We start from the raw sequence: 23206 nt of genomic DNA on the forward strand, positions 1-23206 counted from the left end.
CAGACCGATGGATTCGTTGCTGTCGGTTCTCGACAACACCGTCGCGGCGGCTCGTGCCGCGGGTCGTGACGACCTGGTCGCCCGCCTGGAAACGGCGGCGGTCCGGGTGCGCGACCCGCGGCGGCGGATCGTCGTCGCGGGCCAGCTCGATCAGGGCAAGAGCCGTTTCATCAACGCGCTGCTCAATGTCGAGATCTGTCCCGTGGGCGACGACGTCACCACCCGTTTCCCGATGCAGCTCGCCTACGCACCGCAGCCGCGAGCTGAATTGGTGCTGGCTACAACATCTTCCGAGGAGGAGCGGGTCGAGTTCCCGATCGCCGATCTGCCGTCGATCGGTGACCGATCCGTGGCGGGCAAACAGATCCTTCGCATCGAGGTGCACCTCCCCGCCGACCTGCTCGCCGACGGCATAGTCCTCATCGACACTCCCGGCATCGGCGCCCGAACCACGGCGGGCGCCCTCGGTGTCCTGGAGATGCTTCCCGCGGCCGACGCCGTCCTTGTGATCTCCGACGCCTCAACCGAACTCACCGCCCCGGAACTCACGTTCCTGCGACAAGCAACCGAATTGTGCCCGGCCACAGCGGTTCTGATGTCGAAAACCGACCTCTACCCGCACTGGCGCCAGGTCTTCGAAGCCGACCGGGAACACCTGCGCAGGGCGAACCTCGACCTCCCGCTGCTCCCGATTTCGGCCCTGCTCCGCGCCCACGCCCTGCGCTTGCAAGACGTGCAGCTGGGCGCCGAGTCCGGTTACGGGCAGCTCTACCAATTCCTGCGCGAGCAGGTGGTCGCCCGCGACGAAGCCACGACCCGCGCCGCCATCGCTCGTGAGATGTCCTCGGCCGCAGAGCATCTGGCACTGGCTCTGGGCAGCGAACTCGTCGCCCTACGCGATCCGCAACAAGCCGCGGCCGCGGTCGGCGAGCTGCAATCGGCCAAAGCCCGTGCACAGCAACTGCATCGCCGCACCGCCGCCTGGCAGCAAACCCTCGCCGACGGCATCACCGACCTGGCCGGTGACGTCGACCACGACCTGCGCGAACGCCTGCGCGAGATCGCCCGCACCGGCGAGGAGTGGATCGACGACCACGACCCCGGCCGCCACTGGGGAGCCATCACCGAATGGCTCACGGGCACAGTCGATTCAGCCCTGGGCGACAACTTGCTCTGGGCGCACACCAGAGCGGAAGCCTTGGCCGACCAGGTGGCCGAACACTTCCTCGAGCTGGGCGCGGTAGACCTCCCCACCGCCCTCGACCCCTCCGGTACCACCCACCGCACCGGCACTCTGGGCGATCTCGAACCCGATATCGGCGTCCTGTCGAAGGTCCTCGTCGGCATGCGCGGTTCCTACGGCGGCGTCCTGATGGTCGGTCTGGCAACGACTTTCGCGGGCCTTGCCCTGCTGAACCCCATCTCCCTCGGCGCGGGCGTGCTCGTGGGCGGCAAGGCGTACCGTGACGATAAGCAGGCCCGCCTCACCCGCCGCCGCGCCGAGGCCAAGAACGCCGTCCGCCGCTTCCTCGACGACGTGGCCTTCCAGGCGGGCAAGGACTCCCGAGACCGAATCCACCGAATCCACCGCGCCCTACGCGACCACTACGCGGGCATCGCCGAACGCAGCCTCCGCTCCATCGACGAATCCCTCACCGCCGCCCAGGAAGCGGCCTCCATCCAGGCCAAACACCGCGCCGAACGGACAGCCGCCCTCGAACACCAGCTCACCGCCGTAGCCGCCCTGCGCAACCACGCCACCGCCCTCACGGCCCCCACCCGCATCCCGCTGCCGAAGTAGCCGCCGCGCTAGGTGGACGGCCCGTCCATCGCCGCGCGCAGTCGCGCGATCAGGGTCTCGAACTGCTCGAGCTGGTCGGCCGGGTACTCGGCCAGGATCGCGTCCTGCTCGGCATTGACCGTGTGGAAGAACTCGTCGGCGAGGCGGCGGGCCTGCGCGCTGCACCGCAATGTCACCACTCGCCGGTCGGTGTGTTCGCGGCTGCGGGTGACGTATCCCGCCTGCTCCAGCCGGTTGATCAGGGTGGTCATCGCCCCCGAGGTGAGCGTGATCCGCTTGCTGAGCAGCGCGGGGGACAGCGGTGTGCCCGCCGCCTCGGCGGCGGCGATCTCCATCAGGGCGAACGCGTCGGTCGAGTGCACGCCGAGGGTCTCGGCGAACCGACGGCCCAATTCGGTGAAACTCGCGCCGTAGCCGATGAGCCCGGCGGCGAGCCGCTGCCGCTGTCGTGCGACATCGCCGGATGTCTTCGCCATGTCGTCCTCTCGTTCGCCGCTCGATTGACAACCTACCGCCTGACAATTAGCTTCATCATAAAGTGACTTTATGATGGAGGTAAATTGTCTACCGAAACCGAGACCCCACCGCTGCGGTTGTGGCTGGGGCTGATCGCCGTCTCGCTCGGCGTCGCGTTGATCGTGGTCGACCTGACGATCGTGAACGTGATCGTCGCGCCGATCGTCGACGACCTAGCGATCACTTCGATTCAGGCGCAATGGATCCAGGAGTCCTACGCGATCGTCTTCGCGGCGCTGCTGCTGCTCACCGGCAGGCTCAGCGATCTGTACGGCGCACGCAGGCTGTTCCTGATCGGCCTCGTCGTCTTCGGCGTGACGAGCCTGCTCGCCGCCCTCGCCCCGAGCGGCGGCCTCCTGATCCTTGCCCGATTCCTGCAGGGCATCGGCGGAGCGATGATCCTGCCGACCTCCCTGGCGCTGGTGAACTCCGCGTTCACCGGCAAGGCGCGCGGACAGGCCTTCGCGATCTGGGGCTCCACGATCGGCGCGGCCGCGGCGGTCGGCCCACTGCTCGGTGGTTGGCTGGCCGACTTCTCCTGGCGCTGGGCCTTCGGCATCAACATCCCGATGGTCGCCCTGATCATGGTCGCAGTGCTGTGCTATCTCCCGGTGTCGCCGAGCTCTACCGGCGAGGTGGATTGGCGAGGCGCCGCGCAGTCGGCACTGGGCCTCGGTCTCCTCGCCTTCGCCCTGATCGAGGGCCGTCACTACGGATGGCTGGTGGTCACCGAGCCCCTGAGTATCGGCGGATTCGCCTGGCGCAGTGGACCTTCTCCGGTCCTCGTCGCACTTGCCGGTGCGATCCTCGCGCTCGGCATGTTCTGGCGCAGGCAAGCCAGGATCGCCGATGGTCACCCGCTGCTCGATGTGCGGCTGTTCACCATCGACTCGTTTCGCAAGGGCAATGTGGTGACCCTGCTCGTCGGCCTCGGCGAATTCGGCATCATCGCGGTCCTGCCGCTGTGGATGCAGTTCGCCCTCGACTACACCGCCCTGCAGGCGGGCCTGGCACTGGTCCCACTCGCGGTCGGCAGTTTCGCCGCCAGCGGCGCGAGCTTCGCGATGACGGTCTCGGCGTTCGGTCAGGTCAGGATCGGCCTGTTGCTGGAAGCCGCCGGTCTCGCGCTGCTCGGCCTGTTCGCCGTCGCCGACGCCAGTTGGTGGTCGATCGCCGTGGCCCTGTTCGTCTACGGCATCGGTGTCGGCTTCGCCACGGCCCAGGTCACCAATGTCGTGCTCGCCGACGTCCCCGCCGAAAGCGCAGGCCAAGGCTCGGGAATTCAGAGTGCCGCACGTGAACTCGGCTCGGCCCTTGGTATCGCCGTCCTTACCACTGTCTTTTTCAGCACCCTCGGCTCCGGCCTTCGTGACCGCCTGGCCGACGCGAACATGCCCGAAGCCGAGGCCGATCAGCTGACATCGACAGTCACCGGCAGTGCCGGATCGGTGATCCCAGCCCTCCCCGCGGATGCCGCCGAAGCGGCCCGGGCGGCCATGGCGGCGGGTATCGAGGTGTCGAGCTACCTGTGCGCGGGCCTGCTGGTGCTTGCCTTGGCGGCTACCGCCTTCGTCGAACCCGCGCGCAAGGCATGAACGATCCGTCACGATCCCGCATCGGCCGCCGTGGTTGAGTGCGGTCGTGGCAAGAATGGCCAAGGGTGTCGGGAAGAATTTTCGGGTGGCGGGAATGAATCGCCGCAGGTGCTCGTTGTGCAGATCAACGATGTTGAGCGCATGTCACTCAAGTTCGGGTTGACGCCCGGCGGAGCCGACAGGCAGGATTGAGCGCATCACGCTCAGCGTTGCTGGGAGTTGTCGTCAATTATCAGGAGGAACCCACTATGGCTCGTGCGGTCGGAATCGACCTCGGGACCACGAACTCTGTCGTCTCCGTGCTGGAAGGCGGCGAGCCGGTCGTCGTCGCGAACTCGGAAGGCTCGCGCACCACTCCGTCGATCGTCGCGTTCGCGAAGAACGGTGAGGTTCTCGTCGGTCAGCCTGCCAAGAACCAGGCCGTCACCAACGTCGACCGCACCATCCGCTCGGTCAAGCGCCACATCGGCACCGACTGGACCGTGGAGATCGACGGCAAGAAGTACACCCCGCAGGAAATCTCCGCGCGCACGCTGATGAAGCTCAAGCGCGACGCCGAGGCCTACCTCGGTGAGGAGATCACCGACGCGGTCATCACCGTCCCGGCCTACTTCGAGGACGCGCAGCGTCAGGCCACCAAGGAAGCCGGTCAGATCGCCGGTCTGAACGTGCTGCGCATCGTCAACGAGCCCACCGCGGCCGCGCTGGCGTACGGCCTGGACAAGGGCGACAAAGAGCAGACCATCCTGGTCTTCGACCTCGGTGGCGGCACCTTCGACGTGTCGCTGCTGGAGATCGGCGAGGGCGTCGTCGAGGTCCGCGCCACCTCCGGTGACAACCACCTCGGTGGCGACGACTGGGACGAGCGCATCGTCAACTGGCTCGTCGACAAGTTCAAGGCCAGCTCGGGCATCGACCTGACCAAGGACAAGATGGCCATGCAGCGTCTGCGTGAGGCCGCCGAGAAGGCGAAGATCGAGCTGTCCTCCAGCCAGAGCACCTCGATCAACCTGCCCTACATCACCGTCGACGCGGACAAGAATCCGCTGTTCCTCGACGAGCAGCTCACCCGCGCCGAGTTCCAGAAGATCACCTCCGATCTGCTGGATCGCACCCGCGCGCCGTTCCAGTCCGTCATCAAGGACGCCGGCATCAACGTGGCCGATATCGACCACGTCGTGCTCGTCGGTGGCTCCACCCGTATGCCCGCCGTCTCCGACCTGGTCAAGGAACTGACCGGTGGCCGTGAGCCGAACAAGGGCGTGAACCCGGACGAGGTCGTCGCCGTCGGCGCCGCCCTGCAGGCCGGCGTGCTCAAGGGTGAGGTCAAGGACGTCCTGCTGCTCGATGTCACCCCGCTGTCGCTGGGTATCGAGACCAAGGGTGGCGTGATGACCAAGCTCATCGAGCGCAACACCACCATCCCGACCAAGCGCTCGGAGACCTTCACCACGGCCGACGACAACCAGCCGTCGGTGCAGATCCAGGTGTTCCAGGGTGAGCGCGAGATCGCCTCGCACAACAAGCTGCTCGGCTCCTTCGAGCTGACCGGCCTGCCCCCGGCCCCGCGCGGCGTGCCGCAGATCGAGGTCACCTTCGACATCGACGCGAACGGCATCGTCCACGTCACCGCGAAGGACAAGGGCACCGGCAAGGAGAACAAGATCAAGATCCAGGACGGCTCCGGCCTGTCCAAGGAAGAGATCGACCGGATGGTCAAGGACGCCGAGGCGCACGCCGCCGAGGACAAGGCCCGCCGCGAGGAGGCCGAGACCCGCAACCAGGCCGAGTCGCTGGTGCACCAGACCGAGAAGTTCATCAAGGACAACGAGGACAAGGTCCCGGCCGACACCAAGTCGAAGGTCGAAGAGGCCATCGCCGACGCCAAGAAGGCGCTCGAGGGCACCGACATCGCCGCCGTGAAGTCGGCGGTGGAGAAGCTGGCCGCCGAGTCGCAGGCTCTCGGCCAGGCGCTCTACGAGGCCAGCGCCGCCGAAGGCCAGGCCACCGACGGTGCGGGCCCCGACACCGCGGCCGACGACCAGGTCGTCGATGCCGAGGTTGTCGACGAGCCGGTTGATACGGAGAAGAAGTGACCGAGGCCAACTCCGAACAGGAATTGATCGAGGAGACCGCCGCCGAAGCCCCCGAGGCGGACGCGGCACCGGATCAGGACTCCGCCCCCGAGGCGGAGTCCGCCCCGGAACCCAAGGTCGAGGCAGCCCCGGAGAGCGACGAGCTCGCCGAGCGCACCGCCGACCTGCAGCGGTTGACCGCGGAGTACGCGAACTACCGCCGCCGGGTGGAGCGCGATCGCCAGGCCAATATCGACGCGGCCAAGGCGAGCGTGGTCACCGAATTGCTCGGTGTCCTCGACGATCTGGACCGCGCCAGGGCGCACGGCGACCTGGATTCCGGCCCGTTGAAGTCGGTCGCCGACAAGCTCGAGACCGCGCTCACCAAGCAGGGCCTGGTCGAATTCGGTGCTGTCGGTGACCCGTTCGACCCGACGCTGCACGAGGCCGTGCAGCACGAGGGTTCGGGTTCGGAGCCGGTGATCGGCGTGGTCATGCGCAAGGGCTATCGGTTCGGCGATCGGGTGCTTCGGCACGCGATGGTCGGGGTAACCGATCCCGAGACCGTGGGGGCATCGGATTCGGATGCCGACGCCGATAACGAATAGCGTGAGAGGAGGAGATGCCCGGTGAGTCAACGGGAGTGGATCGAGAAGGACTTCTACAAGGAGCTGGGTGTCTCCTCCGGCGCGTCGCAGGACGAGATCAAGAAGGCCTACCGCAAGCTCGCGCGTGACCTGCACCCGGACTCCAACCCGGGTGACACGAAGGCCGAGGAGCGGTTCAAGGCCGTCAGCGAAGCGAATGCGGTGCTGTCGGATCCGGCCAAGCGCAAGGAGTACGACGAGACGCGGCGCCTGTTCGCCGGTGGTGGCGGTCGCGGCTACGGCGGCGGCTTCACTCCCGGTGCGGGCGGCGGGTTCTCGCAGGAGTTCAACCTGGGCGACATCTTCGGCCAGCCGGGTGGTCCCGGTGCGGGCGACGGTGGCCTCGGTGACATCCTCGGTGGCCTGTTCAACCGGGGCGGGCGTGCGTCGAGCCGTCCGCGCCGTGGCGCCGATGTGGAAACCGAGACCACGCTTGGCTTCCGCGAGGCGGCCCAGGGTGTCACCGTTCCGCTGCGGATGACGAGCCCCTCACCGTGCACCACGTGTCACGGCAGCGGCGCCAAGCCGGGCACCAGCCCGCGCGTGTGCCCGCACTGCAACGGTGCGGGTGTGGTGAGCCGCAATCAGGGTGCGTTCGGTTTCAGCGAACCGTGCGACGACTGCCGCGGTACCGGCTCGATCATCGACGACCCGTGCACCGACTGCGCGGGCACCGGCATCCAGAACCGCACTCGCACTATCACCGTCCGCATCCCACCGGGTGTCAGCGACGGGCAGAAGATCCGGCTCGCCGGTCAGGGTGAGGCGGGCCTGCGTGGCGCGCCGTCGGGTGACCTGTATGTCACGGTGCACGTGAGCCAGGACAAGGTCTTCGGTCGTCAGGGTGACGACCTCACCCTGGTGCTGCCGGTGAGCTATGCCGAATTGGTGCTCGGGACAACCGTTTCGGTGCCCACGCTGGAGGGCCGGGTCGGCGTGAAGGTGCCTCCGGGTACCGCCGACGGGCGTATCCTGCGGGTACGCGGCCGGGGTGTGCCCAAGCGCGGTCCGGCCGGTGGTGCAGGTGACCTGCTGGTGACGGTGAAGGTCGCGGTTCCGCAGGCTCTCGATGCCGAGGCGACCGAGGCCCTGAAGCGGTACCAGGAGGCGGAGAAGGCGAGCGGTTTCGATCCGCGTGCAGGATGGGCAGGTGCTTGATGTCCGATGATCCGAAGTCTGCGGGATCCTCGCGCGCCGAGTTCTTCATGATCTCGGTGGCGGCTCAGCTGGCGGGGATGCACGCGCAGACGTTGCGTACCTACGACCGGCTGGGTTTGGTCACCCCTCAACGTACTTCGGGTGGCGGACGCCGTTACTCGGCCCGCGATGTGGAGCTGCTGCGCGAAGTGCAGCGGCTGTCGCAGGACGAGGGCGTCAACCTGGCGGGCATCAAACGCATCATCGAGCTCACCAATCAGGTGGAGGCTCTGCAGCAGCGGGTGGATGAGATGAGCGCGGAGCTGGAGCGGTTGCGGGCTGGTTACCGGCCCGATCTGTCTCCGCCGCAACGCAGTACCGCGCTCGTGGTGTGGCAGCCACGTCATCGCCGCTGAGGCACTCGTTTCACCGAGCCCCCGGTTCGCTTGTCCGCCACGGCGGTCGCGGATCGGGGGCTCTGTCGTGTGCTGGTCAATCCCCGGCGATCGGCTGGTGACTATCCAGCAACTCATTTATTTTCGATCTTGCCGTCCGGAAGTAGAAGCGCGCGGCGAGGACGTCCGAATTCCGGGCCCAATCGGTCACGTCCACGCCTCATTCACGGGCTCCAGGTCTGTTTCTTTGGCGCGCCACAGTGTCTGTATCCAGTTTTGTCAGAATTACATGCGTGATGTTTAAGAGTACGATTCCTAAGCTGGCAAACCTCGCCTAGACTTCTCGCATCGGCTGCTGACGAGTGTCCTCCCAGCCCGTCACTCGCCGGCGCGACAAGCGTTCGATGGCGAAACGAGGTTGTGACACATATGGATTCGCGGACTGTCGCTTTGATCCGTACCACGTTCAAGGCGGTTGCTGCGGAAGAGGGTGGGTCCGAGACACTGGCGAGGTCGTTCTACTCGATCCTGTTCACGGACTACCCCGGTGTCCGTGACTTCTTCCCAGCCGCCATGGATGCCCAGCGCGACCGCCTCGTCCATGCGATCTCCTACGCGCTGGACCGGCTCGAAGAACCCGACAAGCTGTTGCCGTTCCTCGCGCAGCTCGGGCGCGACCATCGCAAGTACGGCGTGCAACCGGCGCACTATGTGGCGGTGGCCAATTCGCTGAAGTCGGCGATCCGCGCCTGCGTGGGCGACGAGATGTGGACCGACGAGGTCGCCGCCGCCTGGGACGAGGGCCTGGCCAATATCAGCGGCGCGATGATCGGCGCCGCCGACAAGGAAACCAGTCCCGCCGCGTGGACCGCCACCGTCGTCGAGTGCCGCGAAGTGTTGCGCAACCTGTCGATCGTCCGGGTCCAGCTCGAACATCCGATGGAGTACGCGGCAGGCCAGTACATCAGTGTGCAGGTGCCCTCGCGTCCGCGTATGTGGCGATACCTGTCACCCGCCAATCCCGCGAACAGCAACGGCGAGATCGAATTCCACATCCGCAGTGTGCTCGGCGGCTGGGTGAGTCCGGCGATCGTGTCGCACACCACGGTCGGTGACCAGTGGTTACTCGGCGCCCCCCTCGGCGGTCTCGGCGTGCCGCGCAACACCAAGCGCAAGATGCTGATGATCGGCTGTGGCACCGGCATCGCCCCCCTGCGCGCCCAGATCATGGCGATGGCCCAGCGCCGGGTGAACCCGAAGGTCCACCTGTTCGTCGGCGGCCACCACCCCTGCGACCTCTACGACCTGCAGGTCCTGAGCCAACTGGCCGTCGCCAACAAGTGGCTCACCGTCACCCCCGTCACCGAACACGAAGAAAACCCCTGGTGGTACTACGATTCCGGCGAACCCCAGGTCGAACTCCCCGGCCTGGAACCCCGCATGACCGGCCAGATCGGCAAGGTCGTAGCCGCCTTCGGCCCCTGGGCCGACCGCGACGTCCAAATAGTCGGCTCCCCCTCCATGGTCCAAACCACCAAGTTCCGCCTCATGGCCGCAGGCACCCAAGCCAAATCCATCCGCCACGACCCCTTGTTCTGAGCCGATCTCAGGTCGTGCGCGGACAGGTCTCGATCCGCAGCGACATCGCGGTCGAGGCAAGGCGGGCGAGCAGGTGCGGGTGGAAGTACATGGAAGGAAAGCTTCCCACCGACATTTCGGCTTGCACCAAGATTTCGCCGCCAGGACGGTCTTGCGAAGTCATCGACCTGTCAGGCCATTCGTCCAGAAATGCGCTGACCGCATCTTCAGCGCACCAGCTCACGACCGTCCGATGGAATGGCCCATCCGGATGCCCGGTCGATTCGGTTCGTATGACCGGAGTGGCCGGGTCCGGATCGTCGGTCGCCCCCGAGATGACATCCACATCCAAGGAGAGTCCGGAAGCTGCCAGCAGCCTCAGCGCCGCAGCCGAAAGGGCGATGACCGGCCTGCCCTGCCCGTCGGTGTCGACCGCGACGCTCAGACACCCGGACATCTCTCGCGCCGAGAGAATATGCCGCAATCGGTCACTGATCGGCGCGAGTTCGTCGAGGGCTCGGTCCACCTGCTCGCCGACGTGACCGGCGCCGGCAGCCGATTCGAGCACCCAACCATCGGAACTCCTACGCAGTTTGGGTGCAGGCCCTGCCTGTCCGGCTCGCCACTGATCGGTCGGCACTCGACATAGCGCCGCCGTGATCTCCTCGGGGTCGAAAGTGCCGGTCAGGCGCAGTGAAGCGACAACCTCGAAAAGGGTGATGTTCAAGCGCCTTCGGAGGTGATGTTGGTTGGGGGAGTGCCGCCGGCGACGAGGCGGTCGGTGGTGGTGGCGACCATGGCGGGGGAGCCGCAGATCAGGACCTGGTGTCGGTCGAAGGGGCCGTGGGCGGCGGCTACGTCGGCGAGGGTGCCGTGCAGCATTTCCGAGGGGGCGAAGCCGATATCGACGCGGGTCTGTTCGTGCCATTCGTCGCGGATCGGTGGGTCGTCGGGGCTTTCGACCACGGGAATCACCGTGAGCCACGGCAATTCGCCCGACAGCAGGTACAGCATGTCGGCGGCGTAGAGGTCGCGTGGGCTGCGGCCGCCGAAGAAGAGGTAGGTGCGTGGCGGGTTTTCGCGGCGGGCCAGGTCGAGGATCTGGGCGCGCATCGGTGCCAGTCCGGTGCCGCCCGCGATCATCACCACCTCGGTCGCGTCGGGGTCGACGGCGAACACGGTGTGCGGTGCGTTGATTCGCCATTGATCACCCGGCTGGGTGTCGGCCACGATCGACCCCGAGCACCACCCGCCCGGCACCGTCCGCACATGGAATTCGAGTTTGCCGTCCAGCGAGGGCGGCAGCGCGGGCGACAACCGCCGCCGCACCCCCGGATGCTGCGGCACCTCCACCTCCACCGACCCGCCCGCGGCGAACGGGACGAAGTCGCCGATCAACCGGATCACGGCCAGATCGTTGCGCAGCCGATGATGACCGACAACGGTCGCCGTCCAGGCCGGGTGGGGAAACTCGGTGCTCATCAGTCACTTTCGCGCGGTCAGCCGACAGGATCGGCCGCGATGATATCGGTCGGGGTGCCGGCCCGGATGAGGGCGCGGCGGGTGTCGTCGATCATCTTGGCGGATCCGGCGATCTGGATCTGCCGATCGGCCCAGGCGCCGAAACTGGTGACCACCGCGCCGAGATTCCCGGTGAGCCTGCGGTGCATGCCCGGCGGCGGCTCGGACGGGGTGGGCGGATACCACCACGGGTTCTCGGGCTCCTCGCACACCGGCACGATCGTGAGCCACGGATTCGATTGCGACAGCTGCCACATGTTGTTCACGTCGTACAGGTCGCCGGGGAAGCGCCCGCCGATGAAGAAGTGCACGCGCGGGTTGATACCGCGCTGACTCATCTCGATCAGCTGCGCGCGCAGCGGCGCGATGCCGGTGCCCGAGCCGATCATCAGCACGTCGCGCCCGGATTCGCGGTCCACCTGCAACCCGCCGAGCGGTCCGGCGATCTTCCACCGGTCGCCCACCTTGGTGTCGTTCACGATGGCCGGGCTCACCCAGCCGCCGCTCACCCGCCGCACATGGAATTCGATCTCGCCGTACGGGTTGGCGGGGATGGCGGGCGAGAGGTAACGCCACATGTTCGGCCGTTGCGGCACCGCGATCGGCACGTACTGGCCCGCCTTGAACGGGATCGGGCTGTCGGCCTGCAGCCGCACGATCGCCAGATCGTCGAGCACGCGGCGATGACCGACCACCGTCGCGTCCCAGTACGGCTGCGATTTGTCCTGGTTGGCGCCGATCGCCATGGCCGCCGAGATCACGATGGTGACATCGCGCCAGCCCTCGTCGAGCTCCCGGTTCCAGCGGTTGCCGTGGTAGGTGCGCAGCGCACCGAGCAACGCCAGGCCCGCCATGTCGTAGTGGTCGGCCTCGACCCCGTACTTGCGGTGGTCGCGCGCCAATTGCTCGAGGAACCGCTGAGCGCGGTCGAAGTCGTCGAGATGTTCGAGGACGAACTGCACCGCCGTGGTCAGCCGTTTGGGCTGCATGTCCATGGTGGGCGGAAAGAGATCACGCAATCTTGGGTCCTGTGCGAACAGGTGCCCGTAAAAAGCCCTGGTCAGCCGCTCGGGGCCGCCCGGTGCCTCCATCACTCCGCGAAAATCGGCGCGGACCAGCGCAAGCGAACGCGCATCCACGTCGTCAAGCTCCCTTTCCTAGAATTGTTGCCCGGTGGCCCCGCCCCCACGGCGGGCGCCGTCTCAAGTATCCCCCGAAAACGCCAGCTCGGTGCAGGGATGCTCATCACGCCTCGCGGATCGTATGCCCGGCGCTGCTGCGCGTCCGCGAGTTCGCGTCATCGATATGGGTCGGTGATCTTCCGCAGTTCCTCGAGCGCCCCGCGCAGCGCGGTCGACCGTCGCGGCCCGAGGTGGGCGAGCCATTCCGACTCCACCTGGCGCGCCGCTTGATTCGCGACCTCGACGGCCCGTGTCCCTTTGTCCGACAGCCGCAGCAGCCGCGCGCGGCCGTCGCTGGGGTCGGGTTCGCGGCGCAGGTATCCGGCGCGCACCAGCTGGTCGACGAGCACCCCCGCGGTCTGCTTGGCGACCTGCGCCTGGGCGGCCAAGTCGGTCAACCGCGACCCGTCCGGCCCGATCCGTGCGACCAGTCGCGCCTGGGCCTGGGTCAGGTCGTCGAAGCCGCCCTCGCTCAGCGCGTCGAGCACCCGCCGCTCCATCTCCCGGTACGGAATGAAGAGCAGAACTCCGAGATTGAGCTCGTCAGCGGGCATGACACTCCTTGATTAGGTCAGTAACACTGACTATATTAGTCAGAAAGGCTGACTACAAGGAGCCGAGCATGGACCCCGATCAGTACTGGCGAACCATCACCGATCAGCGCCGCGCCATCGCGGGGCTCCTGGCCGAGCTCACTCCCGCCGAACTCGACGCCCCCTCGCTGTGCGCGGGCTGGCGCGTCCGCGATGTCGCCGCGCATGTCGCGCTGGCACCCCAGCCGCCCGGCCCGCTCGCCATGCTGCGCGAGGCCGCCCGCGCCCACGGCAGCTTCCACCGCCTCAACCACGACCTGGCCGTCCGCTACGCCGACACCACCCCCGACCTCGCCACCGCCCTCGCCGGCCTGGCCGATTCCCGCGACCTGCCCGTGGTCACCAACCACCGCAACATCCACTTCGACGTGATCGTCCACGCCCAGGACATCGCCCGCCCGCTCTCGCGCACGATCGAAGTCGACGCGCGGGCGTGCGCGGTTGCCGCACAGCGTGTCTGGACGATGGGCTGGCCGTTCTGGGCCCGCCGCCGGCTACGCGGTGTGTCCCTCGTGGCCGACGACTCCGCATGGACCGTTGGTAGTGGTCCCGAAATCCGCGGCTCCACGCTGGATCTGCTCCTACTTCTCACCGGAAGACCGAGCGTGCTGCCCGCCCTGACGGGCGCGGGTGTGGAGTCGCTGACCGCACGATGAGAGGCCGGCTGCTACCGGTTTGCCCGCCGCTCGAACCCGGTTCCGTGTCCGAGGCCCGTGCTAATCTCCCTGGTCAAAGCAGTGGACCGGCGAGAAGGGGTGGGGATGAAACGGGCGGGGATCGCGCTAGTGCTCGCAGGTCTGGCGGTTGTCGGGGCAGCCGGATGCGAGGCGGGGAAGTCGACGTCTTCGGGGACGACTACGACGGCCAAGCCGGTGTTGTGGAATCCGTGTACGGAGATTCCTGATGCGTTGTTGACGGAGGTCGGGGTCGACCCGGCGACCGAGGAGAAGGGGGTTGCGGGGGTTCCGCAATCGGGGTGGGAGATCTGTGGCTGGGAAGGCCCGAATTACTCACTCACCGTGTACACGACCAGTAAGAAGGTCGAGGAGTTCGAACAGAAGCCGGGGAACGTCGATTTCCGTGACGTGACCATTGCCGGTCGATCAGGCCGCGAGTTCCGGGTCGCTGGTGCCTCGAAGCACCTCGACTGTGACGTCGTCTTCCCGAGCTCGCAGGGTGTGGTCCAACTGCAGGTACTCGGCTCCCCATTGATCGACGACCTCGAGGACCCGTGCACGACTCTGGCGACGGTGGGCGAAGTTCTAGTGCCCACGTTCCCGAAGTAGGCAGGTCGCCCGATGGCCGAAGCGAACCCGTACGACAACCTGCTGAGCCAAGCCAAGGCCGGTGCGGTCTATCTGAATGACGAAGCCGCCGCCTACCACATGTTCAAAGCCTGCGACGTGCGCCTGAACGACCTCCGCGGATTACGCGACTCTGTGCGACGAACACAGGCTGTGAGCGGCTTCGGTGATTTCCAGATCGCGAAGGACCTCGAAAAGAAGTTTCTCCTCCAAGCGACGGGGGAGGAGAACTCGATCGACAATGTCATCCTCAAAGACATCGAAGCCGTGCAGCGATTGCGCGAAGTCTTCGCCCTCTCGTTCAAACGTCTCACCGGAACCGACATCGAAAACGCCAACGCCATGGACTACATCTCCGAGCAGGTGACCCCATGACCGGCATGCAGAGCATCAACGGCCTCGACCTCTACGGCAAACTGCGCGACCTCGTCTCCTTCTCCGGCGACGACGGCGAACTCGACAGTTCCGAAATCGCCGACATCCAGGACGAATACAACGACCAGCGCGCAGTAACCCGGCAGAAGGCGAGCCAGCTCGGTTTCGACGGCGAATTCCGCCCGCAAACGGTGGTCAAGAACAACCTGTTCGCCGGTACCGTCGCCGAGCTTCGCGCCAAGGTCGACAAGATCGATCTCGATGCCGTGAACGATCTGATCGGCGCGTGGACCGAGATCTCCACCCGCAACGCCACTTCCCTCGACGAGTTCCGCAAGCAGATCTCGCGCGGGATGTCGCCCGATGTCTGGGCGGGTTCGGCCGCGACCGCCGCCGCACAGACCGTCGCGGCCTACGACACCACGGGCAAACGGGTCACCACCGCGGCCGCCCTCACCAGCAACAAACTGGTCGAGTTGCGAACGGGCCTCGAGCCGACGAAACGTCTTGTGCCCCATCAGCCCGAGCATCGCAGCGGCGTCGACAACTTCACCGGCCTGTTCACCGGTCGAGCGTGGCGCGATGACGATGTGGCGGAAGAGAATGCGCGGGTCGAGGCGGTGCGTGTGCTCCAAACCGTCTACGCACCAGTCATTTACGAGTCCGACACGAATGTTCCGGTCATTCCGGTCCCCAAGGCTGTGGACAACGGTGCGGATCCCGAAATCCCCGGCGGCGGTGCACGTCCCGGCGATCCAGGCTCGCCGTCCGGTCAGCCCGCGGCGACGCCGAGCACGCCGGCGGCCGTCACCCCGACGACCGACCCAGGCGAAACGCCCGGCGACACCCCCGCCGACGACGATGACCAGAATTCATCCGAGGACGACACCCCACAGACCACCGATCCCTCGTCGACCACCCCGGCCTCGACGACCCCCGCCGCGACCACCCCGCAGTCGACAACGCCGGGATCTCCCGGAAGTCCGAGCAGCACAGGCCTTCCCGGTGGTGGCGGTTCCCCGGGCTCAGGCGTGCCGGGCAGCGGTTCTCCCGGCGCCAGTTCACCGGGGGCGGGTGCGGCAGTCCCCGGCAACCCCGCGTCGGCCGGCGCAGGCGCGAACCGTGGCGGCGGAGCGGGCGCTGCGGGCCGCTCCGGGATGCCCGGCATGATGGGCCCGGGCGCGGGACGTGGCGGCGGCAAGGACGACGAGTCGACCAAGGGCATCCCCGACTACCTCGTCACGCAGGAGAACGGCGAGGAGCTCACCGGTCTGGACAGCCTGCCCAAGATGGTCCCGCCCGTCATCGGCGCCGACTGAGTGCCGATCTCGATGGAACAGAGTAGATTTCCCGTGCGCACCTGGCATCTCACCGCCCTCGACTTCCGCACCTTGTGGGAAGCCGCGGGGCGCGACGTCCTCCCGTACCCCTTACAACACCAGTACACCGACGTCGAGACCTACGCCGAGGTCCTCCGCCTGCGTCGCAAGGCCGCCGAGAACCTGATGGCCGAATTCGACTCCGACCTCGACCGCGCCATGGCCGCCCTGCTCGCACCCCACGCCCGCGTCGAGGTGGCGGGTGCCTCCCGCGGCGTGCGAACCATCCGCGCCCACGGCGGCACCCGCGACACCTACGCCTCCCTCGCCGTCCAGGCCCCCGGCGACACCCGCAACCCCGGCGACATCACCCTGCACCTGATGACCCCCAACACCCTGGCCGCCGCCGTCCTCTCCACCCTCCCCAAAGTCTCACCCGGCCGCGGCCGCGAAATCCGCGTCACCGCAGCCGAACTCGCGGCTCCCCGCCCCCACACCCGCGACCGCTGGAACCCCACCCCCCGAGAACAACTCGAATCCTTTCTCGCCAAACCCACCGACACCCTCACCCACATCGGCGTCTACGCCCACGCCAGCGTCGACAACCGCCACACCGAAGGCCGCGACGACTTCCAGCTCCACGACCTCCCCGGCGACGGCCGCTACGTCTTCTACGGCGAAACCACCTTCACCGTAAAACCCACCACCCCCACCCGAATCCACAAAACCCTCACCGAAATCCTCCACACCACCGCCACCAAAGCCCGCACCGGCACCCATCTCCCCCACTGAATCCGTTCGCCCGGAACCGCCCGAACGGCATACGGTCAGTGCGTGTCCACACACTCGGAGTTGACGACCCGGCAGGCCGCGGATCTGCTCAACGTCTCGCGCCCGTATGTCGTCGGGCTGGGAACCCATCGCCGCATCCGATACGACGACCTGAAGAGCTATCGGCGGCGCAGCGCGGCCCGCAGTCGCGCCGCCGTCGAAGAACTTGCCGACCTCGGCCAGGAACTCGGCATCTGACCATAGCCTTTGACCGTGACGAACTGGTCGGCGGTGGCTGTAGATGTCGAGCAGTCGATGCATCTCAGCGCCGCATACAGCCAGTACTTCCGCTTCGGCAACGTTGTTGCTGATCAATAGCTTTCGGGTGTAACGTCGCGCACAATAGTTCGGCCCCCGGCAGCGCTACCAACGCTACCGAGGGCCTGGGTACGAAACAGATAGCAGCTGTTCGCACCGTAGGGATCACCATACCTACATCGCTCAGGCATGCTCCACAGCCGAGCGTCCGTCCTGATGCTAGGAGCAGATCGATGCTCCCCGTGCTCGGCCGCGACCAGTCGTTTCGTTCCCAGGTTCTCCAGGTGGGCCGCGCTGCGGTCGTCACCGACGAGCCCGACCGGGGATCAGCCAACCCACTAAACAGCCGTCTGCGAGTACCCCAGTCGTACGCCTCGCACGTACGCACCGTGACGGCCGGGAGTGCACACCTTCGCCACGGTCCAACCAGAGCCACGCGTCCATTGCGACGCGCGGCCAGAAGTGTTGGCCGAGAGGGTCTATCGGGGCATGGTGATCGGGAGTCCGGGGAAGGGGGTAACGACACCGGCACCCCTGGGTGCTCCGATCGGTCGACATCGCCCAGCATGGTCCGATCAATGCCCTGTGCCAGGTCACTATAATTGGACCGACTGGCACAATACTAAAGTATTTAAGCTATTATCGTGCCATGCATAGCGATAGTCGTGCCGCAGCGCTCGTGGCTCTCGCCAATGATCAGTGGGGCCTGGTGACTAGTCGCCAGGCCGGGACGGTTGTGGGTGTGAGCCCGCAGCACCTCAAGCAAATCGCGGATGCGGGGGTGCTGGAGCGCGTTCGGCACGGCATGTACAGGGTGGCGAACTTCCCCTACGACCAACACCAGGATCTTCGGGTGGCGTGGATGGCACTGGACCCGGCGCGGGTGGTGTGGGAGCGTCTCGATGACCAAGTGCCGGTCGGGGTGATCTCGCATCGGTCCGCAGCGGTGCTGCACGGGCTCGGCGACATGGACGCTGATGTCGTGGAACTAACCAGCGAGCGTCGAATCCGGCTTTCGATGCCCGAGGTCGAAATACATCGCGGGCGGCTCGAACGTGCGGACTGGGAGGTGATCGACGGGCTTGCGGTGACCACCGGGCTGCGCACTGTCGCCGACCTTGCCAAGGCGGGCATCGACACCGGCCACCTGGGAGGGGTGGTCCGGGACGCGCTGAGCCGTGGACGGGTCGGCGAGGACGATCTCATCGCAGCGCTGGCCGACCAGGCTCTGGCCTACGGTCATGCCCCCTTCGACGGACGAGGGTTCCTCGACGCACTCGTCGAGATGGCAGGAGTGCCGACGACGGCAATTTCGCTGGCGCACATAGCTGCTCAGCACACCGTCGCGCGCGCCACCGACCCCGCCGAGCTGGCTGAGGCCCTAAAATCTCTCTTGCCGCCAGGCCAACTCCTCTCCGCGCTGGAAAGAATTCGAACCGAGACAACCATCGAGGAGGCTCTAGCCAAAGTGCTCGGGGCCATAATGCAGGATCCGACGCTTGTTGCGGCTCTTCAGAATGCGGGGCTGCGTGAGGCGTTCGAGCAGGCCAGGCCGGTACTCGATCCGGCGACACTGCGCGCGATCCGCGCTGCGCAGCGAACAGGTGGGCGGACCGAACAGTGATGCGAAACCCGAATGCGTTGCGCAACAGTATTACCGACCATCTCAAGCGAGTAGCCAAGGACCAGGGGCAGGACTTCAACTCGGTGCTCCGCAAGTTCGTGATGTCGCGATTCCTCGAGCGCGTCTTCGTTGTCGACCCGGACCGATGGATCCTCAAAGGCGGTGTCGGAATGATGGTTCGTCTTCCCCGCTCGCGCTACAGCCGTGACATCGACCTGCTGGCTATCAACCCGACAGCGGGTTCCGACCCGATCAGCCAACTGCGAAGCGCAGTTCGCGACACCCATCTCGACCATTTCCGCTTCGAGGTCGGTGAACCGTCACCGTTGAGCAATGGCAAAGGCTCGACAGTGCTGGTGATAGCGCTGCTCGGTGCTCGCGAGTTCGACAAGTTCTCCATCGATGTCGTCGACGGACGACGCGAGCTCGTCGGCGCGATCGAACACCGGGAGGTTCCGCAGCTGATAACGAACGGAGACTTCCCGGGCGGGGCGCGAATCGCACTGTATCCACTGGCTGACCAAGTCGCCGACAAACTGTGTGCGATGTTCGAACGATATGGTGCGGCGGGTGGCTCGTCGGGGCGCTACCGTGATCTCGTCGATCTGCTGCTGGTCAGCACTTATCTACGGGTCGAGCTCGGTGCGACGGTGGCCGCGGTGGAAGCCGAGCGTCTGCTGCGGCGGATTCCCACTCTGCCCTCGACGATGCAGGCGCCCGGCTCGGACTGGATCCGGCAGTGGCCAGGAACGGCCCGGAAGAGCCCGCTCGCCACGGAGCACCACGACCTGGAGATCGCGCTGGCTGCGGCACGCGCCTGCTACGACCTGATCCTGATCAGCGTCCCGGCTACCACCTCGACGGCAGTATGGGAGCCGGATCGACAAGCCTGGCGCGCCTAGGCTGAATCCCTTGCTCCACAAGCTGTTTCGCAGGGGTCAGAGCTGCTCCAATTTGCGGAGGGCCAGGGTCCGCAGGTTGACTGCAACGATGCAGGACTTGACCGAAGAAGACTTCCGCATGCAATACAACGGCGACATGTGGACGCTGATGGATGAACTCTGGCAATCTTGGGGCCAGCTCGTCGAACCTCCAATGGCACCCGCGTACCAATCGCAGATCTTCCCCGCCGAGCTGTGGCAACACATGAACTTCCTGCACGAACCCGAACCCGCGAGCATCGACCACCCCAGCCTGCGTGTGGTTCGCCGCGAAGACGGTGTCCTGGTGAGCAGCTGCGGCCTGTCCTGGCCCGCCCGCTGGTCGGACGCCGACCCGACCAACGGGTTCGAAGTCGAGGTCTACGCCGCCTCGACCGCGGTGCCGACAGATGCCGACGCGCCAACGGTAGCGAGCGACTGGCTGGGCCGGCTGGTGACCCGAATCGCCAACATCATCAGCCGCGAAGGCTTCGCGTTCACCCGCGCACTAGAGCACTACGGCACCCTGTCCATCGGCATCGGCGAACTGGACCTCCCCACCGAACTGGCCGACACCTACCTCGACGAATCCGGCCAAGCAACGGTCCTGCTCGGCATGGACATCCCCGACGTCCCCCGCACCGTCACCGGCCCCCTCTCGGAAATCCGCCTCGTCCACATCAAACTCCTGACCCCCGCGGAAACAGAACTCTGCGTCTCCGGCACCACCGGCCTAACCAACGTCCGCACCGAACTCGCCCAACGCTTCACCGCCACAGGCGACGCCCTCTGGACCAACCCCCGCCCCTCAGTCGCCTGAACAGAGGCCTGTTTCGACGTCTGAACGATGCGCGCTACAAACGATAAGGATCCACCAGCCCCATCGGCGTTCGGGCCGTTGAGAGTATGTTCTCCGGAAACCTCTCCCCCGCAACATAATAGCGAGCCCTGGTTCGGCCGACAGGCTCCAAGATCTCGCGTTGGGTCAAGGTTTTGAGATCCCGCTGCGCCTGCTGGACGCTCAACCCTTCGCTTGCTCCGTAGCGTGACCGGCGAACCCGCCCGGCCATCGCCACGTCATGGAGGGCGGAGGCGATCCGGTCGTCGAGGCCGGATCCGGTAGCGAATTTCGAGGATTGTTCCCACACTCGTGCCGAGCGCTCGAACCTCGCGTGCACGGTTTGCGCCTGCTGATGATAGGCGAGCAGGTTGAAACTGATCCATTCGGAGACATCCTGATCCGGCTGGTAGTGCGCGCCGCGGCGACCGAGTACCACTCCCATGTGTTCCCGGGACGTCCCAACCAGGCCTCGATCGACGAAAACTCCGGTGCCAGTACGCCTTCCCGCGCGATCAGCAAGGTCTGCAGCGATCTCGACATGCGACCATTGCCGTCGCACCACGGGTGGATCGACACCAGGTGCAGGTGCGCCATCGCTGCTCGGATGAGCGCGTGTGTGTCGTCGGAGGTGTTCAGCCAGGAAACGAGCTCATCGGCGAGCGCGGGAACGCGGTCGGCGTCGGGGGCGGTATACGCCGCGATGCTGGGGTCTCGCGCATCGATGACATAGACCGGGCCGGACTGCCATTGACCGGCAGGCTTGCGGGAGGTGTGCCGGTGCCCCTGCAGGTTCCAGTGCAGCGCGTTCAGCTGGCCCTTGCTGAACCGGAAATTCAACAGTGGAGACCTTGGAAACCCTCGATCGAGTTCGATGCCGCCACCGCGTCAGCTGTGAGGAATTTTCGAAGCCCACCGGTCCACTTCGCCGGGATGCCCTGCACCCGGTGGCGCAACTGGTCCCGCATGTCGTCGACCGCGGCCAAGACCTTCTTGTCTTGGCTGCTGAGCTGCGGCGTTGGATAGAGCCTCCTTCTATGAGGCATTGACGTGATCATTACGTCAACGCGTCGCGAACGGGCGGTTCTCTGTGTCACCTACGGTTTTGGATGGTCGATCCCGGGGAGAGGGATCGGGCGACCATCTCGCCGTGCCAGACCGAGCTCCCGCACTGCCATCAGAACAGTGCAGGTCCAGTTGTCGACGTGATCCAACAGTCCGAACCCGTTCTCCACGATCAGCGCATCCGAGGAGACGACCGCGAGCACATCACGAAGGAACTCGGCAACCGACCCCCACACGGCTTCGCGATCGCAGTCCACATCCAGATCGCAGAAAATAACCTGCCCTACCTGCCCTTTCGCGCCAGGATGCGTGTCGACCGCGACCGCCCAATCGGCCGAGGCGTGAAGCGGGCACCATCCACGGTCCCACCACACCATGCGAACAGCCCCGTCGGACGACCCGTCCAACTCCTCGTACGGCACCCCCGGCCCGCTGGACTCTGCCTCATCCGCCCGAGCAGCACACCACCGCCCAGCCGACTGCGCACCCTCCAGGTCCATCCCCAGAATGTCCCGCCCCCCAAGTACCGACCACAACTCGACCGCTTCCGCAGGCGGAGCCACCCCGGTTTCCTCCTTGTAGGACGCCGCATCCCCACCCCCACGTCGTAGCACAGGATCGAAACCCCGCTCCACCAACACATCCCAGATGCGTCGTGCCAAGACCGACACTTCACTCACTATCTGCCGCCTCTGTCTCTGGTGCCTGTCCCTTGGCAGTGACCTCTGGTTACAGATCGCCCGTTGGGCGCAAAATTTCCACCAGTTCCTCTGGTGGGAGGCCACTGAAGACCTGATTTGCCCACTTGATCGCTTCGTCGATGTCGTAGGAATATTCGATGCGAAATTGCCCCGACCGGGCGACTGAGCATTTTAGGCCCATGCACGTCTCTCCTTGGGCTGCAAACAATTTCATCAAGGAGCTTTCCAGGCTACGATCTATTTCGCGGTGGTCGAAGAGGCTCACGACCGCGCCCTCGCTGCCTCGATAGGCAATTACTTCCCAGGTGCTAACGCCGCGCGAGGGCCGAACTCCTGTCGAAACCACATGCGTCCAATCCGGATACTGGAGCGCGCCCGCCTGCCCCATAACTCGAACCAGTTCCGTAGCGACTTTACCTCGTTCCTCATCTGCTGCCGAATTAATGCCTTCCGCGAAGGCCGTTGGTATCAAGGTTGCTGAATGAATCGTGTGAGATTCTTCTGGTGATGTCACCCTGGGTCACAGATCACGCGGCGGCCTAAGGATTTCCACGAGTTCTTCAGGGGTAAGTCCCGAGAAGACCTGGTTGGCCCACCTGATTGCTTCGTCGCCGTTGTATGAGTACTCGATACGGAAATTCCCTGATCGAGCAACGTTACATTTCATTCCAGCCCACTCCGACCCCTGTGCCACAAATAGCCTGTCCGAATACTTCGCGACGCGGTGACTTAGATCGCCATGGCGGAAAAAGCTCACAACTTTTCCTTCCTCTCCACGGTATGCGACCACAAGTGCGGTGCTGACTCCTCGGGCCGTCTGGACATTGGTTGAGACTGCAAAAGTCCAGTCTGGATATGCGAGCGCCGCCGATTCCCCTGTTGCTTTCACAAGTTCGGTAATCATTTCGGCCTCGTCGATGTCAGTCATGGAA

The 23206-nt window shown here is 65.8% G+C and carries 25 protein-coding genes and 1 pseudogene; 16 read left to right on the top strand and 10 right to left on the bottom strand.

Features of this window, described 5'->3' with window-relative positions; genetic code table 11:
- Positions 1–7 precede the first annotated feature (7 nt).
- The gene (locus tag ACSVDM_RS21345) at positions 8–1801 is read left to right on the top strand and encodes a dynamin family protein (protein WP_439267273.1); all 1794 of its coding nucleotides are present in this window, start codon (positions 8–10) and stop codon (positions 1799–1801) included.
- Between the two features lie 8 nt (positions 1802–1809).
- Here ACSVDM_RS21345 and ACSVDM_RS21350 read toward each other — a convergent pair whose 3' ends face one another.
- A complete protein-coding gene (locus ACSVDM_RS21350) occupies positions 1810–2277 on the bottom strand; it encodes a MarR family winged helix-turn-helix transcriptional regulator (protein WP_439267275.1) in 468 nt (155 codons plus the stop codon).
- A gap of 84 nt (positions 2278–2361) precedes the next feature.
- Between ACSVDM_RS21350 and ACSVDM_RS21355 the strand changes: the two genes are divergently transcribed.
- From ACSVDM_RS21355 to ACSVDM_RS21380, 6 genes are all read left to right on the top strand, one after another.
- On the top strand, positions 2362–3912 hold the full coding sequence (locus ACSVDM_RS21355) for a DHA2 family efflux MFS transporter permease subunit (RefSeq protein WP_439267277.1): 1551 nt from the start codon (positions 2362–2364) through the stop codon (positions 3910–3912).
- 248 nt (positions 3913–4160) lie between these two features.
- A complete protein-coding gene (gene dnaK / locus ACSVDM_RS21360) occupies positions 4161–6008 on the top strand; it encodes a molecular chaperone DnaK (RefSeq protein ID WP_439267278.1) in 1848 nt (615 codons plus the stop codon).
- Positions 6005–6595, top strand: a complete 591-nt coding sequence (gene grpE, locus ACSVDM_RS21365; protein WP_439267279.1) for a nucleotide exchange factor GrpE — start codon at positions 6005–6007, stop codon at positions 6593–6595. Before dnaK ends, grpE begins: the two co-directional genes overlap by 4 nt.
- 21 nt (positions 6596–6616) lie before the next feature.
- The gene (dnaJ, locus tag ACSVDM_RS21370) at positions 6617–7792 is read left to right on the top strand and encodes a molecular chaperone DnaJ (protein ID WP_357150399.1); all 1176 of its coding nucleotides are present in this window, start codon (positions 6617–6619) and stop codon (positions 7790–7792) included.
- Positions 7792–8187 (top strand): heat shock protein transcriptional repressor HspR, encoded by a 396-nt coding sequence (locus tag ACSVDM_RS21375; RefSeq protein WP_067484271.1) that lies wholly within the window; start codon positions 7792–7794, stop codon positions 8185–8187. Before dnaJ ends, ACSVDM_RS21375 begins: the two co-directional genes overlap by 1 nt.
- 408 nt (positions 8188–8595) lie before the next feature.
- Positions 8596–9765, top strand: a complete 1170-nt coding sequence (locus tag ACSVDM_RS21380) for a globin domain-containing protein (RefSeq protein WP_439267282.1) — start codon at positions 8596–8598, stop codon at positions 9763–9765.
- Between the two features lie 7 nt (positions 9766–9772).
- Here the strand turns inward: ACSVDM_RS21380 and ACSVDM_RS21385 are convergent, their stop codons facing one another.
- From ACSVDM_RS21385 to ACSVDM_RS21400, 4 genes are all read right to left on the bottom strand, one after another.
- Positions 9773–10471, bottom strand: a complete 699-nt coding sequence (locus tag ACSVDM_RS21385) for a DUF4279 domain-containing protein (RefSeq protein ID WP_439267284.1) — start codon at positions 10469–10471, stop codon at positions 9773–9775.
- Positions 10468–11226, bottom strand: coding sequence for an FAD-binding oxidoreductase (locus tag ACSVDM_RS21390; protein WP_439267286.1), 759 nt, complete (start codon positions 11224–11226; stop codon positions 10468–10470). Before ACSVDM_RS21390 ends, ACSVDM_RS21385 begins: the two co-directional genes overlap by 4 nt.
- 17 nt (positions 11227–11243) lie before the next feature.
- A complete protein-coding gene (locus ACSVDM_RS21395; RefSeq protein ID WP_067484283.1) occupies positions 11244–12404 on the bottom strand; it encodes an FAD-binding oxidoreductase in 1161 nt (386 codons plus the stop codon).
- A 158-nt stretch (positions 12405–12562) separates the two neighbouring features.
- Positions 12563–13000, bottom strand: coding sequence for a MarR family winged helix-turn-helix transcriptional regulator (locus ACSVDM_RS21400; protein WP_439267287.1), 438 nt, complete (start codon positions 12998–13000; stop codon positions 12563–12565).
- A 68-nt stretch (positions 13001–13068) separates the two neighbouring features.
- Between ACSVDM_RS21400 and ACSVDM_RS21405 the strand changes: the two genes are divergently transcribed.
- The 9 genes from ACSVDM_RS21405 to ACSVDM_RS21445 all read left to right on the top strand — a co-directional run bounded on the left by ACSVDM_RS21405 (position 13069) and on the right by ACSVDM_RS21445 (position 20490).
- Positions 13069–13695, top strand: a complete 627-nt coding sequence (locus ACSVDM_RS21405; protein WP_439267288.1) for a maleylpyruvate isomerase family mycothiol-dependent enzyme — start codon at positions 13069–13071, stop codon at positions 13693–13695.
- A 105-nt stretch (positions 13696–13800) separates the two neighbouring features.
- On the top strand, positions 13801–14325 hold the full coding sequence (locus ACSVDM_RS21410; protein ID WP_439267290.1) for a DUF3558 domain-containing protein: 525 nt from the start codon (positions 13801–13803) through the stop codon (positions 14323–14325).
- 12 nt (positions 14326–14337) lie between these two features.
- Positions 14338–14718 carry a hypothetical protein gene (locus tag ACSVDM_RS21415; protein WP_439267292.1) on the top strand — a complete coding sequence of 127 codons (381 nt, stop codon included), beginning with the start codon at positions 14338–14340 and terminating at the stop codon, positions 14716–14718.
- Positions 14715–16037: a hypothetical protein gene (locus tag ACSVDM_RS21420; RefSeq protein WP_439267294.1), complete on the top strand. Its 1323-nt coding sequence runs from the start codon at positions 14715–14717 to the stop codon at positions 16035–16037. The genes ACSVDM_RS21415 and ACSVDM_RS21420 overlap by 4 nt, the downstream gene beginning before the upstream one ends.
- A 33-nt stretch (positions 16038–16070) precedes the next feature.
- Positions 16071–16829, top strand: coding sequence for an ESX secretion-associated protein EspG (locus ACSVDM_RS21425; RefSeq protein WP_439267296.1), 759 nt, complete (start codon positions 16071–16073; stop codon positions 16827–16829).
- A gap of 42 nt (positions 16830–16871) precedes the next feature.
- A complete protein-coding gene (locus ACSVDM_RS21430) occupies positions 16872–17066 on the top strand; it encodes a hypothetical protein (protein WP_439267298.1) in 195 nt (64 codons plus the stop codon).
- A 709-nt stretch (positions 17067–17775) separates the two neighbouring features.
- A complete protein-coding gene (locus ACSVDM_RS21435) occupies positions 17776–18750 on the top strand; it encodes a type IV toxin-antitoxin system AbiEi family antitoxin domain-containing protein (RefSeq protein WP_439267300.1) in 975 nt (324 codons plus the stop codon).
- Positions 18750–19652: a nucleotidyl transferase AbiEii/AbiGii toxin family protein gene (locus ACSVDM_RS21440; protein WP_439267302.1), complete on the top strand. Its 903-nt coding sequence runs from the start codon at positions 18750–18752 to the stop codon at positions 19650–19652. Before ACSVDM_RS21435 ends, ACSVDM_RS21440 begins: the two co-directional genes overlap by 1 nt.
- An 88-nt stretch (positions 19653–19740) precedes the next feature.
- Entirely contained in the window at positions 19741–20490 is a 750-nt protein-coding gene (locus ACSVDM_RS21445) for a hypothetical protein (protein WP_439267304.1), read from the top strand.
- Between the two features lie 34 nt (positions 20491–20524).
- Here the strand turns inward: ACSVDM_RS21445 and ACSVDM_RS21450 are convergent, their stop codons facing one another.
- The 5 genes and pseudogenes from ACSVDM_RS21450 to ACSVDM_RS21470 all read right to left on the bottom strand — a co-directional run bounded on the left by ACSVDM_RS21450 (position 20525) and on the right by ACSVDM_RS21470 (position 23202).
- Positions 20525–20953, bottom strand: coding sequence for a hypothetical protein (locus tag ACSVDM_RS21450; protein ID WP_439267350.1), 429 nt, complete (start codon positions 20951–20953; stop codon positions 20525–20527).
- 134 nt (positions 20954–21087) lie between these two features.
- Positions 21088–21348: pseudogene (locus tag ACSVDM_RS21455) on the bottom strand (Fic family protein); the annotation flags it as partial.
- Between the two features lie 257 nt (positions 21349–21605).
- Positions 21606–22253 carry a hypothetical protein gene (locus ACSVDM_RS21460; RefSeq protein WP_439267306.1) on the bottom strand — a complete coding sequence of 216 codons (648 nt, stop codon included), beginning with the start codon at positions 22251–22253 and terminating at the stop codon, positions 21606–21608.
- A gap of 49 nt (positions 22254–22302) precedes the next feature.
- Positions 22303–22788, bottom strand: a complete 486-nt coding sequence (locus ACSVDM_RS21465; protein ID WP_439267308.1) for a hypothetical protein — start codon at positions 22786–22788, stop codon at positions 22303–22305.
- 6 nt (positions 22789–22794) lie between these two features.
- Positions 22795–23202, bottom strand: coding sequence for a hypothetical protein (locus ACSVDM_RS21470; RefSeq protein ID WP_439267310.1), 408 nt, complete (start codon positions 23200–23202; stop codon positions 22795–22797).
- Positions 23203–23206 lie beyond the last annotated feature (4 nt).

It is taken from the genome of Nocardia sp. JW2 (assembly GCF_051843015.1).
Lineage (GTDB): Bacteria > Actinomycetota > Actinomycetes > Mycobacteriales > Mycobacteriaceae > Nocardia > Nocardia coubleae.

Excerpts from the sequence above, each read along its gene's own strand:
- ACSVDM_RS21420 (WP_439267294.1), top strand. The coding sequence starts at position 14,715 with ATGACCGGCATGCAGAGCATCAACGGCCTCGACCTCTACGGCAAACTG.
- ACSVDM_RS21445 (WP_439267304.1), top strand. The coding sequence starts at position 19,741 with ATGCAGGACTTGACCGAAGAAGACTTCCGCATGCAATACAACGGCGAC.
- ACSVDM_RS21470 (WP_439267310.1), bottom strand. The coding sequence starts at position 23,202 with ATGACTGACATCGACGAGGCCGAAATGATTACCGAACTTGTGAAAGCA.
- ACSVDM_RS21435 (WP_439267300.1), top strand. The coding sequence starts at position 17,776 with ATGCATAGCGATAGTCGTGCCGCAGCGCTCGTGGCTCTCGCCAATGAT.
- ACSVDM_RS21350 (WP_439267275.1), bottom strand. The coding sequence starts at position 2,277 with ATGGCGAAGACATCCGGCGATGTCGCACGACAGCGGCAGCGGCTCGCC.
- ACSVDM_RS21345 (WP_439267273.1), top strand. The coding sequence starts at position 8 with ATGGATTCGTTGCTGTCGGTTCTCGACAACACCGTCGCGGCGGCTCGT.
- ACSVDM_RS21390 (WP_439267286.1), bottom strand. The coding sequence starts at position 11,226 with ATGAGCACCGAGTTTCCCCACCCGGCCTGGACGGCGACCGTTGTCGGT.
- ACSVDM_RS21450 (WP_439267350.1), bottom strand. The coding sequence starts at position 20,953 with ATGGGAGTGGTACTCGGTCGCCGCGGCGCGCACTACCAGCCGGATCAG.
- ACSVDM_RS21400 (WP_439267287.1), bottom strand. The coding sequence starts at position 13,000 with ATGCCCGCTGACGAGCTCAATCTCGGAGTTCTGCTCTTCATTCCGTAC.
- dnaK (WP_439267278.1), top strand. The coding sequence starts at position 4,161 with ATGGCTCGTGCGGTCGGAATCGACCTCGGGACCACGAACTCTGTCGTC.
- ACSVDM_RS21380 (WP_439267282.1), top strand. The coding sequence starts at position 8,596 with ATGGATTCGCGGACTGTCGCTTTGATCCGTACCACGTTCAAGGCGGTT.
- ACSVDM_RS21410 (WP_439267290.1), top strand. The coding sequence starts at position 13,801 with ATGAAACGGGCGGGGATCGCGCTAGTGCTCGCAGGTCTGGCGGTTGTC.
- ACSVDM_RS21440 (WP_439267302.1), top strand. The coding sequence starts at position 18,750 with ATGCGAAACCCGAATGCGTTGCGCAACAGTATTACCGACCATCTCAAG.
- ACSVDM_RS21415 (WP_439267292.1), top strand. The coding sequence starts at position 14,338 with ATGGCCGAAGCGAACCCGTACGACAACCTGCTGAGCCAAGCCAAGGCC.
- ACSVDM_RS21405 (WP_439267288.1), top strand. The coding sequence starts at position 13,069 with ATGGACCCCGATCAGTACTGGCGAACCATCACCGATCAGCGCCGCGCC.
- ACSVDM_RS21375 (WP_067484271.1), top strand. The coding sequence starts at position 7,792 with ATGTCCGATGATCCGAAGTCTGCGGGATCCTCGCGCGCCGAGTTCTTC.